Origin of the sequence: Ruminococcus sp. AM42-11 (assembly GCF_003480145.1) — a bacterium.
Classification (GTDB): domain Bacteria; phylum Bacillota; class Clostridia; order Lachnospirales; family Lachnospiraceae; genus Blautia_A; species Blautia_A faecis.
The window spans coordinates 34,310-49,459 of the sequence record NZ_QUIO01000018.1; the positions used below are offsets into that span (position 1 = coordinate 34,310).

General features: G+C 39.2%; 12 protein-coding genes and 2 pseudogenes. 3 read left to right on the forward strand and 11 right to left on the reverse strand.

Annotated features, from left to right (window positions below):
* Window positions 1-81 precede the first annotated feature (81 nt).
* The 7 genes and pseudogenes from DW904_RS11775 to DW904_RS11810 all read right to left on the reverse strand — a co-directional run bounded on the left by DW904_RS11775 (window position 82) and on the right by DW904_RS11810 (window position 6,944).
* Window positions 82-1,266, reverse strand: a complete 1,185-nt coding sequence (locus DW904_RS11775; protein ID WP_118580769.1) for a YgeY family selenium metabolism-linked hydrolase — start codon at window positions 1,264-1,266, stop codon at window positions 82-84.
* Between the two features lie 199 nt (window positions 1,267-1,465).
* On the reverse strand, window positions 1,466-1,861 hold the full coding sequence (locus DW904_RS11785; protein WP_118580775.1) for a transporter substrate-binding domain-containing protein: 396 nt from the start codon (window positions 1,859-1,861) through the stop codon (window positions 1,466-1,468).
* Window positions 1,862-2,003: 142 nt separating this feature from the next.
* Window positions 2,004-2,876: a DUF3881 family protein gene (locus DW904_RS11790; protein WP_118580778.1), complete on the reverse strand. Its 873-nt coding sequence runs from the start codon at window positions 2,874-2,876 to the stop codon at window positions 2,004-2,006.
* Between the two features lie 192 nt (window positions 2,877-3,068).
* Window positions 3,069-4,360: pseudogene (gene serS / locus DW904_RS11795) on the reverse strand (serine--tRNA ligase).
* Window positions 4,361-4,641: 281 nt separating this feature from the next.
* Complete coding sequence (locus DW904_RS11800) at window positions 4,642-5,166, reverse strand: DUF4446 family protein (protein WP_118580781.1); 525 nt, start codon at window positions 5,164-5,166, stop codon at window positions 4,642-4,644.
* A gap of 9 nt (window positions 5,167-5,175) precedes the next feature.
* Window positions 5,176-6,177 (reverse strand): ParB/RepB/Spo0J family partition protein, encoded by a 1,002-nt coding sequence (locus DW904_RS11805; protein ID WP_118580784.1) that lies wholly within the window; start codon window positions 6,175-6,177, stop codon window positions 5,176-5,178.
* The gene (locus DW904_RS11810; protein ID WP_118580787.1) at window positions 6,177-6,944 is read right to left on the reverse strand and encodes an AAA family ATPase; all 768 of its coding nucleotides are present in this window, start codon (window positions 6,942-6,944) and stop codon (window positions 6,177-6,179) included. Before DW904_RS11810 ends, DW904_RS11805 begins: the two co-directional genes overlap by 1 nt.
* A gap of 1,302 nt (window positions 6,945-8,246) precedes the next feature.
* On the opposite strand from DW904_RS11810, the gene DW904_RS25550 reads away from it, so the two are divergent.
* Both DW904_RS25550 and DW904_RS25555 read left to right on the forward strand, forming a co-directional pair.
* The gene (locus DW904_RS25550) at window positions 8,247-8,855 is read left to right on the forward strand and encodes an alpha/beta fold hydrolase (protein WP_347562130.1); all 609 of its coding nucleotides are present in this window, start codon (window positions 8,247-8,249) and stop codon (window positions 8,853-8,855) included.
* Window positions 8,845-9,198 (forward strand): hypothetical protein, encoded by a 354-nt coding sequence (locus DW904_RS25555; protein WP_347562131.1) that lies wholly within the window; start codon window positions 8,845-8,847, stop codon window positions 9,196-9,198. The genes DW904_RS25550 and DW904_RS25555 overlap by 11 nt, the downstream gene beginning before the upstream one ends.
* Window positions 9,199-10,119: 921 nt before the next feature.
* Here DW904_RS25555 and DW904_RS25560 read toward each other — a convergent pair.
* Window positions 10,120-10,257 carry a DUF6783 domain-containing protein gene (locus DW904_RS25560; RefSeq protein ID WP_334285089.1) on the reverse strand — a complete coding sequence of 46 codons (138 nt, stop codon included), beginning with the start codon at window positions 10,255-10,257 and terminating at the stop codon, window positions 10,120-10,122.
* Between DW904_RS25560 and DW904_RS25565 the strand changes: the two are divergent.
* A pseudogene (locus DW904_RS25565) lies at window positions 10,216-10,332 on the forward strand (DUF6783 domain-containing protein); the annotation flags it as partial. The gene DW904_RS25560 and the pseudogene DW904_RS25565 sit on opposite strands and share 42 nt — an antisense overlap.
* A 318-nt stretch (window positions 10,333-10,650) precedes the next feature.
* On the opposite strand, the gene DW904_RS11825 reads toward DW904_RS25565, so the two are convergent.
* Genes DW904_RS11825 through DW904_RS11835 form a run of 3 tightly spaced genes read right to left on the reverse strand, consistent with a single transcriptional unit; the run spans window position 10,651 to window position 15,147 of the window.
* Window positions 10,651-12,732 carry a DUF4340 domain-containing protein gene (locus DW904_RS11825; protein ID WP_118580793.1) on the reverse strand — a complete coding sequence of 694 codons (2,082 nt, stop codon included), beginning with the start codon at window positions 12,730-12,732 and terminating at the stop codon, window positions 10,651-10,653.
* On the reverse strand, window positions 12,732-14,270 hold the full coding sequence (locus DW904_RS11830) for a GldG family protein (protein ID WP_118580796.1): 1,539 nt from the start codon (window positions 14,268-14,270) through the stop codon (window positions 12,732-12,734). Before DW904_RS11830 ends, DW904_RS11825 begins: the two co-directional genes overlap by 1 nt.
* Before the next feature lie 13 nt (window positions 14,271-14,283).
* On the reverse strand, window positions 14,284-15,147 hold the full coding sequence (locus DW904_RS11835) for an ABC transporter permease subunit (RefSeq protein WP_118580799.1): 864 nt from the start codon (window positions 15,145-15,147) through the stop codon (window positions 14,284-14,286).
* Window positions 15,148-15,150 lie beyond the last annotated feature (3 nt).

Sequence of the window (15,150 nt, forward strand, 5' to 3'; positions counted from 1 at the left end):
TTCCAAGTAATAGTATACTCAAAAAAGAATGCCTTTTCTATCATTTTCACATTATTTCTTCACTTTACCGAAAGCTATACATCATCCCAACAACGCCTTCATAATCCCCACATAACATCTGAATACATTTGTCAGATCTTCCACCTCCGCATATTCATCAATGGTATGCGCCAGATTTTCCCTTGCAGGTCCCATTCCAATAGTACGGATGCCAGCTTCTCCTGCATAATGACTTCCATTTGTACAGAAATTGTAGGTAGTTACCTCTGGAGAAAATCCATCTTTTTCTAGTTCGGATTTTATTTTTGCTACCCACTCCTCTTCTGCGCCAAACAGCCAGCCTGGGAAAAAGCGTTCTCCCTGGATTTTTTCTCCGGTGTAGCATTCCTCTTTTCCCACTGCATAAGAAACCTTATAGGAAAACTGCGGATCCTTTTTCTTCAGCTCTTCCATTTTTTCAATAATTGGCTGAATCACGCTTTCCTTGGTTTCACCTACCAGAAGTCTGCGGTCATAGGTCGCACGGCAGTATTCTGGAACAACGGAGGCTCCTGGATATGGGGAAGATTTTACGTCTGTCAGCTCCAGGATTCCTTTTCCAAGTTTATTCTGGACAGGCGGTTCGATCGCGCGGATAGCCTGAATGGCCTCACACATTTTATATACTGCATTTACGCCCTTTTCCGGGTTTGCTGAATGTGCCGGGACACCAAAGGTCTCAACCACAATTTCCGCACGGCCACGCTGGCCTACCTTCAAATTCATTTCAGAAGCTTCACCAATTACCACATAATCCGGTTTTACTTTCTCACTTATTTTTCGCGCAGCAACACCTTCGAAGCATTCTTCATGCACAACACCGGCCACATATACATCTCCGGCAAAATTTTTCCCATTTTCCACCGCATATCTATGCGCAGCAACTGTAAATGCGGCTACCGCACCTTTCATATCAGCAGCTCCTCTGCCATACAGCTTTCCATCCTCGACTACTGCGTGAAATGGATCATGTTTCCAGTCCTTCAGATTTCCAACCGGAACTGTGTCTATATGTCCATCAAACAGGACTTTCGGGCCAGGATTTTTTCCTTTAATATGACCGATCACATTTCCGTAGCAGTCGGTTTCTATCTCATCGAAAACACCGGTCTCTTTTATATACGCCTTTAAAGCTTCCGCCGCTTTATCCTCGTGTCCTGAATAGCTCTGACAGTTTATCAGACTTTTTGCCAGCTCAATTACTTTTTCGTCCCATTTTTCACTCATGGCCTATTGCTCCTCCTCGTCCGTCTTCGTACGGATCATTGCCTCCAGAATTTTCACACAGCCTTCGATTCCAAAGGTTTCTCTGTTTATGGTAAGATCTTTCTTTTTCTTACCAGTTTCTTAGCTTCCTTGGCAGAAATGTGATGTTTTTTCATAATGTTGTCTATTCGAAAGCTCTCCGAAGCATAAATAAACACGCTCAGTACATCTGGCTCATCGTGAAGTACATGGAATCATCCTCCTTATTTACAACCAGTGCAGAACCGGATTCATAATATCCATCAGAGTAATCAACGCTCTCTTTTCTCTCATCTGTGATATTCATTCCTGCAATAGAACCATCAATTGTTGCTGAAATCAGTGCTGGAATGATACCTGAGAAATCCATAGGAGTCAACTCGTATTCGAAACCCTCTTCCTCTGCAATTGCAGCCAGAAGTTCTACATCAATTCCTTTATAACTTCCATCATCCTGCTGAATAGAAAATGAAGCATATACCTGGTCACATGCGATCTTGTAAACTTTCTGATCATCTGCCAATACCTGAGTTACACCAAGGCCAGTCATTAGTCCCATTGTAAGTACCAGTCCCATAAAAAAGGCGCAGACACATTGAAGTGTTCTACGCCTTTGTAGTTTCGTTTGCTTTTTGATAGTTCTGCATTATAGGAGCTTTTTTATTAACTTTGAGACTGTGTTTTATAACTTAAATTAGTCTATAAATCTAAAGGTTCGTCTAAAAATACAGCTGCCCCTGCAGCCAAATCAGCCCCTTAAATCTGCGTCCCACAGCTGGTTCTCCCAGCAGATCCGCACAGTTTATACACACATCGAACTGGATATCATTGCACTCGATAGTCATCTGGCACAGTTTCTCACCAGTGAGAATGTTCTTAAAATTCACAAAATCCACGATTTCGCCCATCACACTATACTGATCACATTCAATTCCATGAGGCATAAAACAGGTATCCACAATTGTCAACACATCATCTGTAACAATACGCTCAGAAATCATGGAATACATATCCATATCTTCCATTGTAAGGTCTTCCATGGCTTCTTCATCACCATTTCTGGCAGCCGCGATCAGATTATTGCGGTTTTTTGTCAGCTCTCGCTCTACTTTTACAGCTTCTTTATCTTTCTGAACCGCAAAAAGGATCTTCCCTTCTCTTGCCAGTCCTGTAATCGTCAGTGGCTGTCCTTCACGCACATTCCCCTTATACTTCTCCAGCATATATTCTGCAGGATTCTGAAGATAAAAGATCAAAGTCACGCCAAGGCGCATGTCATCACACGCCCCTGCATAAGACTCTTTTTCTGCGTGTCTCTCCACGACTACACTCTCCTGAGAGGTGATTCCTGTGCCGCGAAAGAACGGAAATGAATATTCTACGTGAAACTCATTGTCTTCATCATACTGTCCACAGACTGTTATTCCACAGTCACAGCCATAATTCTTGGAATATTGTACAAAAACTCCATCCGGATGATTCTCCACTGCAATTTTCTCATCGTAAGTATTTATCACATCCTGAATGATTTCCTGCATTTCTTTACGTGACTTTACCTTTGAAAAGCCAACAGTTCTTAAATAACTATGCACATTATCACCTCCCTGTTAAGCAGTCTTATTGCAAATCAAACAACTTTTCAGATATTCTGATATTCTCCGGACCATCTGATATTTTACTTTTGATCTATTACTATTTTCAGATCATTTACTTTTAATCTATTACTATTTTCAGCTCAAAGTCCAATTTTTGGTATTTTTATGCTATTTCATTTTTAAGTCCAATTATTTGGACTTTTTCTCGATTTTTGTCATTCCACCCATGTATGGCTGAAGGGCAACTGGAATATTTACGCTTCCATCTGCATTCAGGTTGTTCTCAAGGAACGCGATCAGCATTCTTGGCGGAGCAACAACTGTGTTATTAAGAGTATGAGCAAGATATTTCTTGCCATCTTTTCCGTTTACACGGATTTTCAGACGACGTGCCTGTGCATCACCAAGGTTGGAGCAGCTTCCTACCTCAAAGTATTTCTTCTGTCTTGGAGACCATGCTTCAACATCCAGGGATTTCACTTTCAGGTCTGCCAGGTCACCAGAGCAGCATTCCAGTGTACGAACCGGAATATCTAGGGAACGAAACAGATCAACAGTGTTCTGCCACAGTTTGTCAAACCACATCTTGCTGTCCTCTGGATTGCAAACTACGATCATCTCCTGCTTCTCAAACTGGTGGATACGGTAAACGCCTCTCTCTTCAAGTCCATGAGCACCTTTCTCTTTACGGAAGCATGGAGAATAACTTGTAAGAGTTTTTGGAAGCTCTTCTTCCGGAATGATCTGGTCAATAAATTTACCAATCATAGAATGCTCACTGGTTCCGATCAGGTACAGATCCTCACCTCGATCTTGTACATCATGGCATCCATCTCAGCGAAGCTCATAACACCTGTAACAACGTTACTTCTGATCATGAACGGCGGTACACAGTATGTGAATCCTCTGTTAATCATGAAATCACGTGCATATGCAATAACAGCAGAATGAAGTCTTGCGATATCACCCATCAGATAATAGAAACCATTACCAGCAACACGTCTTGCGCTATCAAGGTCGATTCCGTCAAAAGCTTCCATGATTTCTGTATGATACGGAACTTCGAAATCCGGAACAACAGGCTCACCAAATTTCTCAATCTCAACGTTCTCGCTGTCATCTTTACCAATCGGTACAGATGGGTCAATGATATTCGGGATTACCATCATATCCTTCAGAAGCTCTTCCTCAACTTCTTTCTCTCTCTTGGAAAGTTCCTCAATACGCTCACCGGAAGCTGCAACCTGTTTCTTAACTTCCTCTGCTTCATCCTTCTTTCCCTGGCCCATAAGAGCACCAATCTGTTTGGAAATTTTATTTCTCTCTGCACGAAGAGCTTCTACTTCCTGTTTGATCTCGCGGTTTTCCTTATCCAACTCCAGAACCTTGTCAACCAGCTCCAGTTTGCTGTCCTGGAATTTATTGCGGATGTTCTGCTTTACGATTTCCGGGTTCTCTCTTACAAATTTGATGTCTAACATGTCTTCCTCCTGTACTGATACTTTATTTTTTATGGCAAATATCTGTTTTATTTTTCCATATCTCTTTTTGCAGCAAGTATCTGTTTTGTTTTTTCATATCTCTTTTTATGGCAAGTATCTGTTTTATTTTTTTATATCTCTTTTTGTGGCAAGTATCTGTTTTGTTTTTCATTTTATAACAATATTGTCATTACCATTTATTTTTTATAACAATTTTGTCATTTTTCGCTATTTTTTTATGACTTATATTCATTTTTTACCAACTGTTCGCAGCAACCAATTTACTCATCTTTTTCAATATTTTCCAAGCCAAAATTTACAGCTTTTCTAAGGGCTTCAAGTTCTTCCTGGCTCAACATTACATAGGACTCTCCCTTTACAATTTCTTTCAGATAAAGGAAGCAATTATCTCTGCTGTGTACTGCATTCAAAATTACTCCGGAATTATCCTGATCCAACAAAGCCAGTGCAAAACTAAGTTTTCCGCCTACATCATCGAACGCATCATACTTTTCAACTCCATATTTGCTGAACATAGATTCCAAATGATGTTTGATAAAGCTGATGTCGTGCTCATGATCCTCTTTGGCTTCATAAAGGCGGTCAATCTGAGCGAATTTTCGTACAAAAACTTTCTCAAGAGATTGTGCGTCACTGCCTTTCATGAACATTTTGTATTTACGTTCCAAACGGCTAAGCCTCATTTTGCTGCTGAATACATTCACCGCCAGAACGATGGTCAGAATCAGCAGTAAAATAATAATGATACCCGGGTCGATTCCCAGGCTGTCAAAAATACTGCTCATGCACTCTCCTTATCTTATTGATTCAAACAACTCAATGATTCTTTCCAGTTCATCTCTGGAATAATATTCAATTTCAATTTTACCTTTATTATTTTTCTTTCTGTGTATAAAAACCCGAGTTCCCACGATTCCCTTCATTTTCTCTTCAAGACTCTCGTAAATCGCATCTTCAGCTGTATTTACTGTTTTCTGAGTTTTCTTCGGTGGCTCCACAATATGTTTTACCAGTTTTTCAGTCTCTCGAACACTTAATTTCTCATCAAAAATCTTCATTGCCACACTTGCCTGCTTATCCTTGTCTGTAATCGCAAGAATTGCACGAGCATGCCCAGCTGAAATCATCTCATCAATCAGCATCTGCTGAACTCTTTCATCCAATTTCAAAAGGCGAAGGGAATTAGTCACTGCAGTTCTGCTCTTAGAAACGCGTTCTGCAATATTATCCTGTTTCAGCTTAAATTCGTCGATCAGACGCTTATAGGCCATCGCTTCCTCTATTGGATTTAAGTCTTCCCGCTGAATATTTTCAATCAGGGAAATCTCAACTACCTGCTGATCATTAAATTCCTTAATGATTACCGGAACTTCTTTCAACCCGGCAAGTTTGGCTGCTCTCCATCTTCTCTCGCCTGCAATAATCTCATAGTAATCACCCTTATCCGAAACCAGAAGTGGCTGTAAGATGCCAAACTGCTTAATTGATTCAGATAATTCCAGTAAAGCATCCTCATCAAACTGCTTGCGTGGCTGAGTTCTGTTTGGCTCTACCTTTGAAATCTTCACAAGCATTTCAGATTTCTTCGGTTCTTCAACTACTGCAGCTTGTGCTGTATCTTTTGTTTCTGCAGCACTCTTCACTGCTGAAGCATTCAAAGAACCTTCTTCCTGCTGATGTAAGCTTTCATTTGTGGCAACTGGCTTTTGCTCCGTTTTTTTTTCAGCTGGCTTCACTGACTTCTCCGGGAAAAGAGCATCCAGACCTCTTCCAAGACCTTTCTTCTTAACTGCCATTACTCAACCTCCCTGTTTATCACTTCTTCTGCAAGAAGGCGATAAGCTTCTGCTCCTGTGGATCTCGGATCATAAAGAGTAATCGGCTGTCCGTAACTTGGAGCTTCTGCCAGTCTGACATTTCTCGGAATAATGGTCTTGTAAATATTCTGCTGAAGATTTTCCTTAACATTCTCTACTACCTGCAGCGATAAATTTGTACGGGCATCATACATAGTAAACACAACGCCCTCAATCTCAAGATCATTATTCAGTCTGTCCTTTACCAGATCAATAGTATGTATCAACTGTGATAGTCCTTCCAATGCATAGTACTCACACTGAATCGGAACCAAAACAGATGTCGCAGCAGTAAGTGCATTAATAGTAAGCATATTCAGAGATGGGGGACAATCAATAATAATATAATCATAATTATTCTTTATTTTGTCAGTAATCTCTTTCAATATGTATTCTTTATTATCAATACTAACAAGCTCAATCTCTGCGCCAGACAGATTTACATTTGATGGTATCAAGTCTACATTTTCTACTACATCTTTGACAATCGTCTTCTCAACATCGGACTGTCCTACCAGAAGTTCATACAAGGTATCTTCTACTTCATTTTTATCAACACCTAATCCACTGGTAGTGTTTCCCTGAGGATCCATGTCAATTGTCAGAACTTTTTTTCCCTGTTCTGCCAGGCATGCAGAAAGATTAATGGCTGTGGTAGATTTACCAACGCCGCCTTTCTGATTAGCAACCGCAATCGTTCTGCCCAATATCAACCCTCCCTTTCATATTATTTAGGTTACTGTTCACACAACATTTTTATAAAAAGCAACATGTTTAATTGTAAAAAAGAAGCCTGCTTGCAGGATTCTCCACCTACGGCGGGACACCTCGAGCGCCATCTAACTTTCTGCCGCAGTGTGTTCCTGCCTGGTAGGGCTTTTTATGCAATAGAAAATTTTAACAAAATTTCTTATTACATAAAAATGTTTCACGTGAAACATTTTGCAAATTTTAATTGCACACAATAACCAAAGTTTATAGATCACATCACCATCCTACAAGTTCTGCAATCTTATCATATAACTATTGCTATTATAACACTTTTAAATTTATCTCGCCACATAATGTCACGTGAAACATAGAAAATGGCATTTCTTTTCATAAAAATATTGTCTATTTTTATCTTCTTATTAATTATAACCCTAACTGTGGGATTTTAAACATTTTTTGGAATGTATTTGTTGGAAGTCAACATATAAAAAATTATTATTATTTTCTATTGCTATTTAGTTGATTAAAAGTTTTTCAATGCGGACGCATTTGGACAATGTGTACTGGCTGAGACTTGCTGGTTGATAAGAACTTTTAATGAAGAGGGGAGGGGGAGTGATTGGTTTCCCTACACTTTCTTGGCAACGATAGATTTGCAAAAAAACAATAAAGTTGCGGGATACCAATTACTTCCCCCACTCCCGTTGTTATCGTTACTGTTTCTTTCTTCCCTTTCCAGCATCAAGCGATTTTGCAATGTATATTCGCAAGCCGCGCATTTCAGGAGCAGTTTTAGTGGAGGTGAGATCCATGACTTACGGAGACTTAGGCGCGAAGGCTCTCCTGAACGTCTTAGTCGCAGTTAGTCATTAGCTTGCCGGAACGTTGCGACGCGCGGCGGTGAATATACATTGTGAAATCGCGTCCGGGATAACGACCAACACATTAAATAAGTTATAGGTTTGGTAAAGCCAATAAAACCGCGAAATATCAACCATATCTAAACAGGTTATCAAAAGCAAATAATATGTCTTTTTTCGTGAAGCATGTTACTGGTCACGAAATGAGTAGCAATCAGTATTGTTGCTGTTCACCAGTGATGCTCCGCGAGGTGTTTTTTGTGAAAAAAATTCACAGAACCCCCGAGAATTAAGTTTGCACAGAAAGCGTGTTACTGTGAACGGAGTGAACAGCAGCCCAGTATTCTGTCAATTCCCATTTATATGCCAAAAAACATTGTAAAATCAGCCTCTTTGGCGTATAATATACATACAAACCCAAAGGAGGTCCTCTATAAAATGAAAGACACTAAACATAAAATTCTGACTCTGGCCGCGTTGACTACGATTGCCGCTGGTGTCATCCATCTCACCAATAGAGTGATTGTTGCCTCTTCCCAGTTAAAAGAAATGCTTGATTTTTCCAATCACAACTATTATAATTGGCGTTTCGGAAAAATTTATTATACCAAGAAGGGAAAAGGCTCTCCTCTTCTTCTTATTCATGATACAATGCCTGGAGCCAGTGGATACGAATGGTCTCGTGTTGAGGATCAACTTGCTCAAGAGCACACCGTATATACCCTTGATCTATTAGGTTGCGGACGTTCGGAAAAAGCTGGAATTACATATACAAATTTTCTTTTCGTACAAATCATCTGCGATTTTATAAAAAATGTAATTAAAGAGAAAACCGACATCATTGCAAGTGGTTTCTCATGTTCATTTGTTACTACTGCCGCTGCTTACGATAAAGAAAGCATTAATAAAATCATGTTTATTAATCCGGTAAGCATGATTTCTCTTGCCCAAACTACCACAAAAAAGGATAAATTATTCAAATTCTTTATCGAACTGCCTATATTTGGAACCTTTATCTACCATATAATTGTTTCACGTGACAATTAATGATTTCTTCCTTGATAAGCTTTATTATAATCCATTCCATGTAGACAAAGATGTCCTGGATGCATATTATGAAGCTGCGCACAAAGGTGGTTATTATGCAAAATGCCTATACTCCAGCCAAAGTGCTAAATATATGAATATCAACATTCGCCATGCTGTAGAATCAATTGATAACAGCATTTATATCGTAGAAGGTGAAGATGAGCCAAATGGTGCTGCAATTGTAGAAGCTTATCAGAAAGTAAATCCAGCAATTGAGTCAGCAACCATTCCATGTTCCAAGCATTTTCCACATATTGAGAATGTAGAAGCATTTCTTGAGCAGGTTGGTGCATTCTTTTAATTAAAATAAAGATATAGATATGCCTTCAAAGCAGAATAAAAAGCTTCGAGATTGTATAATATAATCCCGAAGTTTTTTTGTTTTTGTAATAATAATTTATTATGCTTTATGCTTTTCCTGTTCTTTCTATATTTCCAGAGCATATTAAAAAAGCTTTCTACAAGATGTACGTCACAATTTGTGGGACTTTGACCAGGATGAGGATGAGGTTGCCGTAGCGAATATGGCAGCCAAATTCAGGAATATATACCACAAAGTAAGGTGTGCGGATTGCGAAAATGTTTTTTGATACATCCCAGAGAGTGTTTGAAAAAGGCTTTCTGCAAGGTGCGCGCCACAATTTGCGGGAGATTTGGCCAGAATGAAGGTGCTGCAACGTGCTACGACACACCCAACTACGGGTAAAATATACTGCAAAGTGGGGGGGTGTGGATTGAGAAATGATTTTCAAATACATCTCAGAGCTCTTTTCGTATTGTTTTGTTGTTATTTTGTTATTTTTTCAATTATGCGCTGTTCCATTTTATCTTTATACAATCTTTTTGTTTTAATTAGAATTGTTTAAAAGTATATTTTTACATAACAATATATTTTTCAGAGGATTTTTACGATTCATTTGCCTGTTTTGTTGTTCAAAGTACATTAAATAGGTCTTTGTTGTATCATCGTGTCGTTAAGTGTTATTTATTGGACTTTATTGTATGTTTTAGTAGGTTTTTATTTTATAAAAGTTATTATTACATTTTATATTTACCGTAATATTTCAGAAAGCAAAAGCAAAGTTTCTGTTTTCGGACTTTTTATATAGTCGGCTAATGTAAAACCATATGAGTAAAATTCAAAGATTTTTAAAATTTTATTTTCAAAAACAATGCATATAGAAATTCAAACAGACAAAATAGCCAACATTAATTACATATTTCATACCATTTGAAATGTCAGCGGACCAGAGCGTGTTTGGAAAAGGCTTTCTGCAAGATGTGCGTCATAATTTGTAGGAGATTTTGCCCGGATGAGGGCGTCGTAACGAGCTGCGACAACCGAATTCGGACAAAATATACCACAAAATTTGGCACGCAGATTGCAGGAATGATTTTTAAATGCATGCCACAATTCACAGGAGCTTTAACTTAAATTCAGTTGCTGTAGTGAACCACAGCGACCAAATCCGAATAAGATATATAACAAAGCAAGGCGTGCAGATTGCAGGAATGATTTTTTAGACACGCTCTGGCGTAGCCCGCCACACATTTTTTTCCATCTGCACCTTCAACTTCACGCATCCAGCTTGATTGATATCGTTATTTGCAAAACGATGTACGCGCATATTCATATCCAGTAGAATTCTTATGTAACAGGCAATTCAACAGTTTTTTTTCAAACAGTAAAAAAGATCCTTGTCCTGTTTTTTTCACAGGCAAAGATCTTTTTTTATCATTTTTTCAGCTACTACTACTCTTCAGCATCCTCTGAAGCCTCTGTCGTTTCTGTTTCAGCATTATCTGTAGAAGCATTTGTTTCAGGATCTGTTGTCTCAGCTTTTTCGTTTTCCTCTTTCTCACCAGTTACAGATTCAAATGCCTGAAACAGTTCTTTTACTGTCATTTTATTTACCAGATATACTTTTTTGTTTATAACAGCGGCATAGTAATTTGTATCATAGGAATAATACTCCACTTCCATTTCATTTCCATCTATATCTGTAAATTTCACAGTCATTTCCGGATCTGCATTGGACTTAAATTCATCAGTCAGACGTTTCTGCGCTGTCATGTTGATCAGCTTATTGTAGAACGTTGTAAATGTTGTGCTGTCCAGATCTTTTCCATTTAGTGTATAAGATAAGGTTACACTGGTTGAACTTGTGGTGCTTGCAGTAGAAGAACTGTCATCTGTATTTTCAGTATCTTCGCCAGTCAAATCACCTGATGAAGTGTTATCATCAGCAGCATTTCCCTCTACATCGTTGCCGTCGGCAACATCACTGCTGGTACTATCTGTTGTATCTTCATCTTCCGTCTCATTATTCGATGTTTCTACGTTTTCATCCTCAGATGTTTCACGTGAAACATTTACGATATAATCTTCTCCTCCGTAGTTCACATCCAGAGTATCCAGATTATTTGCAGACAAATAGCTTACTGTCAAATCCCAGAAATCAGCATTTGTTTTTCCAAGGAAAGTATCAAGAGAATCCTCGGATATTGTATAAATTTCGTTGCTGTCATTCACCCGAACATATCTTCCACCATCTGAAGATTGATCTCCAACCTGAATTACAAGTTCTCTGTCAACCATTTCAGTTTCCGGTTCTGAATCTTCTTCTGCATCTTCAGAACTTTCTGCGGATTCAGTATCTGCTGTTTCCACCCCAGCCTCGTCATCTGATTCAGTTACATCTGTATCTTCTGCTTCGACGTTGTCATCTGCTGTTTCATCTGTATTCTCATTTTCTACAGCTTCTGAATCTTCTGTGTCTGCCACATCCACATCTTCATCTAAGCTTTCGTTTCCATCTGTCTCAGAATCCGCATCTTCATCTGAGCTTTCGTTTCCATCTGTCTCAGAATCCGCATCTTCATCCAAGCTTTCGCTTCCATCTGTTTCAGAATCCGCATTTTCATCCGCCTGGTTCTCATCCCCAGATGCCTCTGAGACCTCCTCATCGCCATTTTCAGCCTCGTTTTCATCATCAGTGGACTCTTTCTCAACTTTCTCCTGATAATCCACTGTAATCTCTGCATACGGCTTATCTAATCCATACTGAGAGAGCTCATCTTCTGCGCAGTTATAATTTACATAACTTGCATAAGCCACACTGGATAATGTACTGGCTAAGGAAGTGGCCTTCGCGGAATCTGCTTTCTCAGTCTCTCCATCACCAGTAATATTCCAGAAATTATTTTCATCTTTCTCTACAACATAGGAAGAATCTTTTCCATCTACAGAAATTTTGCTGACCGTAGAGGAATCCACAGTTGGGAAAACGCCGCTTTTTGCAAAGTCGTACAAAGTTCCCTTAAAAGAAGAAAACGTGGAATTGCTTACTACATAAACTGTAGAAGAATCCTTGTTCAAGTCAATGTATTCCTGACTTGTGGAATCATTCTCCATTCCAAGCTGGATTACTGTCGTTCCCCCATCTTCTGTGGTAACAGTGATCGTGTTCTCCGGCTCATCCAGTTCATACTCTGATGCATCCTCCACATTTTCCAGTGTTCTTTCCGCTTTTATAGAATTCAGGGAGCTGACCAGTGTATCCATTTTATCCTGATCTACCGGGAAAGCAGTTTCATCACTTTTCACCCAGGAATCTCCATTTTTTTCAAAGGTAACTTCTTTTTTATCAATTACAAATTTTATTGATTTTACATCAGCTGACGCTATGGAAATAATTTCCGGATTTTCTTCCTCCGCACTTTCGGTATCCGCGACCTCCTGCTTGGCTACGTAGGCTTTTACGCCCACGTATGCGCCGCTGAGGACAACCAAAACGCCCACTGCTGTAATAAGATTTACTGATTTTTTCTTCATCAGGCTTTTCTCCTCTTTAACCAAATCATAAATCCAATCAACAGAAATGCTCCAGGAATCAGACCAATGGTACAGATTTTCCAGAAGCTTGCATCATATGCTGTCAAAGTCAGATAAGATACTTCCAGGCTCTTTGATGAGATAGAGACTGTTGTACTGTCTTCTGTGTCTACCAGAGAACTTAAAGAAGCCATCACAAGTTTCTCATTTCCACCGGAAACCATCTGATTTATCTGGCTCTGCAGCAGGTTTGATGTGGAATAATAAATAATATGAGTCTCTTTATCATCATCTACATTCTCTGTAATGCTGACGCCCAGGTCAAATGGGCCATCCACATCACCGTCTTCCTTTTCAAGAGAACCGCTGTTCAAATCTGTCTTTGAATATGCACTGTCGGAAGTTGTAAGAAGACTTTCAATATTTACAGTGTCTCTCACATCATCAGATTTCTGGATTCCCTGTGCATACGGCATCAGAATGTAATATCCGGAAGAAGCAACATCAGATGTAATATCTGTGCTGTTTACCGTTGGAACCAGGTAGTAAGGCATCTGAGCGGCATAATGCTGTGCATCGCCCTCAAATACCAGGCCATCTATTCTGCTTACGCCGTAGTTTTTCAGCACTGCATCAAAGTTTTCCATTTTTTCTCCTGTGTAATCGGAGAAAATCATTGCTTTTCCACCATTTTCCAGATAATTGATCAATGCGGTCTTCTCATCCTCTGAGATATCCGTTGTAGGAGAATCAATCAACAGACAGCTGGCATCCTCTGGAACGCTTCCTTCTGTGAGCAGATTCAAGGATTTGATTTCCATGTTTGCTTTCTCAATATCTTCCTTGATTGTAGAATCAAGTTCCTGTTCTCCATGTCCCTCTAATGTGTACAATACCGGCAGGTTTTCACTGGTTACATATGCGATGGCACTTGTGATCTGGCCTTCGCCGTCGAAGCCTGTTGTCTGATAACTGTATGTGTTGTAATCCATTGTAGATTCGTAAATATTGTTATAATTTACAACCTTATTTCTGTCTCCGCATACAACAATTAAGCTATTAGAGGAAAGGTTGTCACTGGTGTATTCACTGACAAATTTAGGATTGACCACTGGATCTTTCTGCTCCACCTTAATATGATCAGATTCATCTGCATATCTTTGAAGCAGATTACTGATAGTCTCATCCTCACTTCCGCTCTGGGCGATCTGATATATGGTTACATCCTTGTCCAGATCTTTCAGCATCGCTTTTGTCTCATCACCGATGGTGTAAAGTTTCTCGGAGCTGATATCCAGCTGCGTATACTTTGAAGGAAGATTTCCTACAATCATATTTATAACAATAATGATAGCAACGAAAACAACAATCATAACAGAACTGTAGCTTCCATTTTTCAAGTACTTTTTATTAATACTGTCTTTAAATTTTCGTTTTTCTTTTTTGTTATTATTGTTATTATTTTCGACGCTTTCGATATTAATTACGTTTTTGTCGTTATTGTCAATATTGTTATCATTTTTCTTCTTAAAAAACATTTTCCCCACCTCCTTAATTCCAACGTCTCTTCAAAATTGTCTGCATGGTAAGGAATATACAAATGGCAATGACAGACAGGAAATAAAGAACTCCAGTCACATCAAAAATACTGTTTGTAAAGTTTTCAAAGTGTGAACTTAAGTTAAACACTTCAAGAACCTTCTGGATTCCTCCTTCAAACACGCTGGATTTTACAACGTAAACGATTACCAGTGCCACTTCTCCAATCACGCAGACAGCACCTGAGATCACTGCATTTTTAATCATACTGTAGATCATAAGGCTAAGCGCTATGATCAGAATGCCAAATGTCACACATGTAGACATTGCCGTCTCTGAGAAAAAGGAAGAAATTCCATTCATCATATAAAAAGCAAATAAAAATACAAAGGTAAGAACTGCTGCAATTACCTGGCTCTCAGTGATTGCTGAGAAAAATACGCCGATCGCAATGTTTGCACTTCCCAGAAGGAAAAATCCAAGGAGTGCTGTGTACGCAGAGCCAAATGCAACGGTTCCGAACTTTGACATGATCAGCGGATAGGTTGCCAGAACTGCAATAGGGATTGCATAAATAGTCACAAGTGCAAGATATTTTCCCATTACGATGCCGGATACAGATACTGGAGAAGAAAGCAGAAGCTGGTCTGTTTTCTGCTTTCTTTCCTCAGCAAGTACACGCATGGTCAGGATCGGCACTGCAATCAGAAACACAAAGGTCATGGCATTTAAAGTATATTCAAATTTCGGGTAAGCAGCTGAAAGCTGGTACGCTGAAAAGTAAATACCTGCGATCAGCAACACAAAAAACATAAACAGGTAGCCGACCATGGAGGTCAGGTAGCTTTTCAGCTCTCTTTTATAAATAGCAAGCATGGT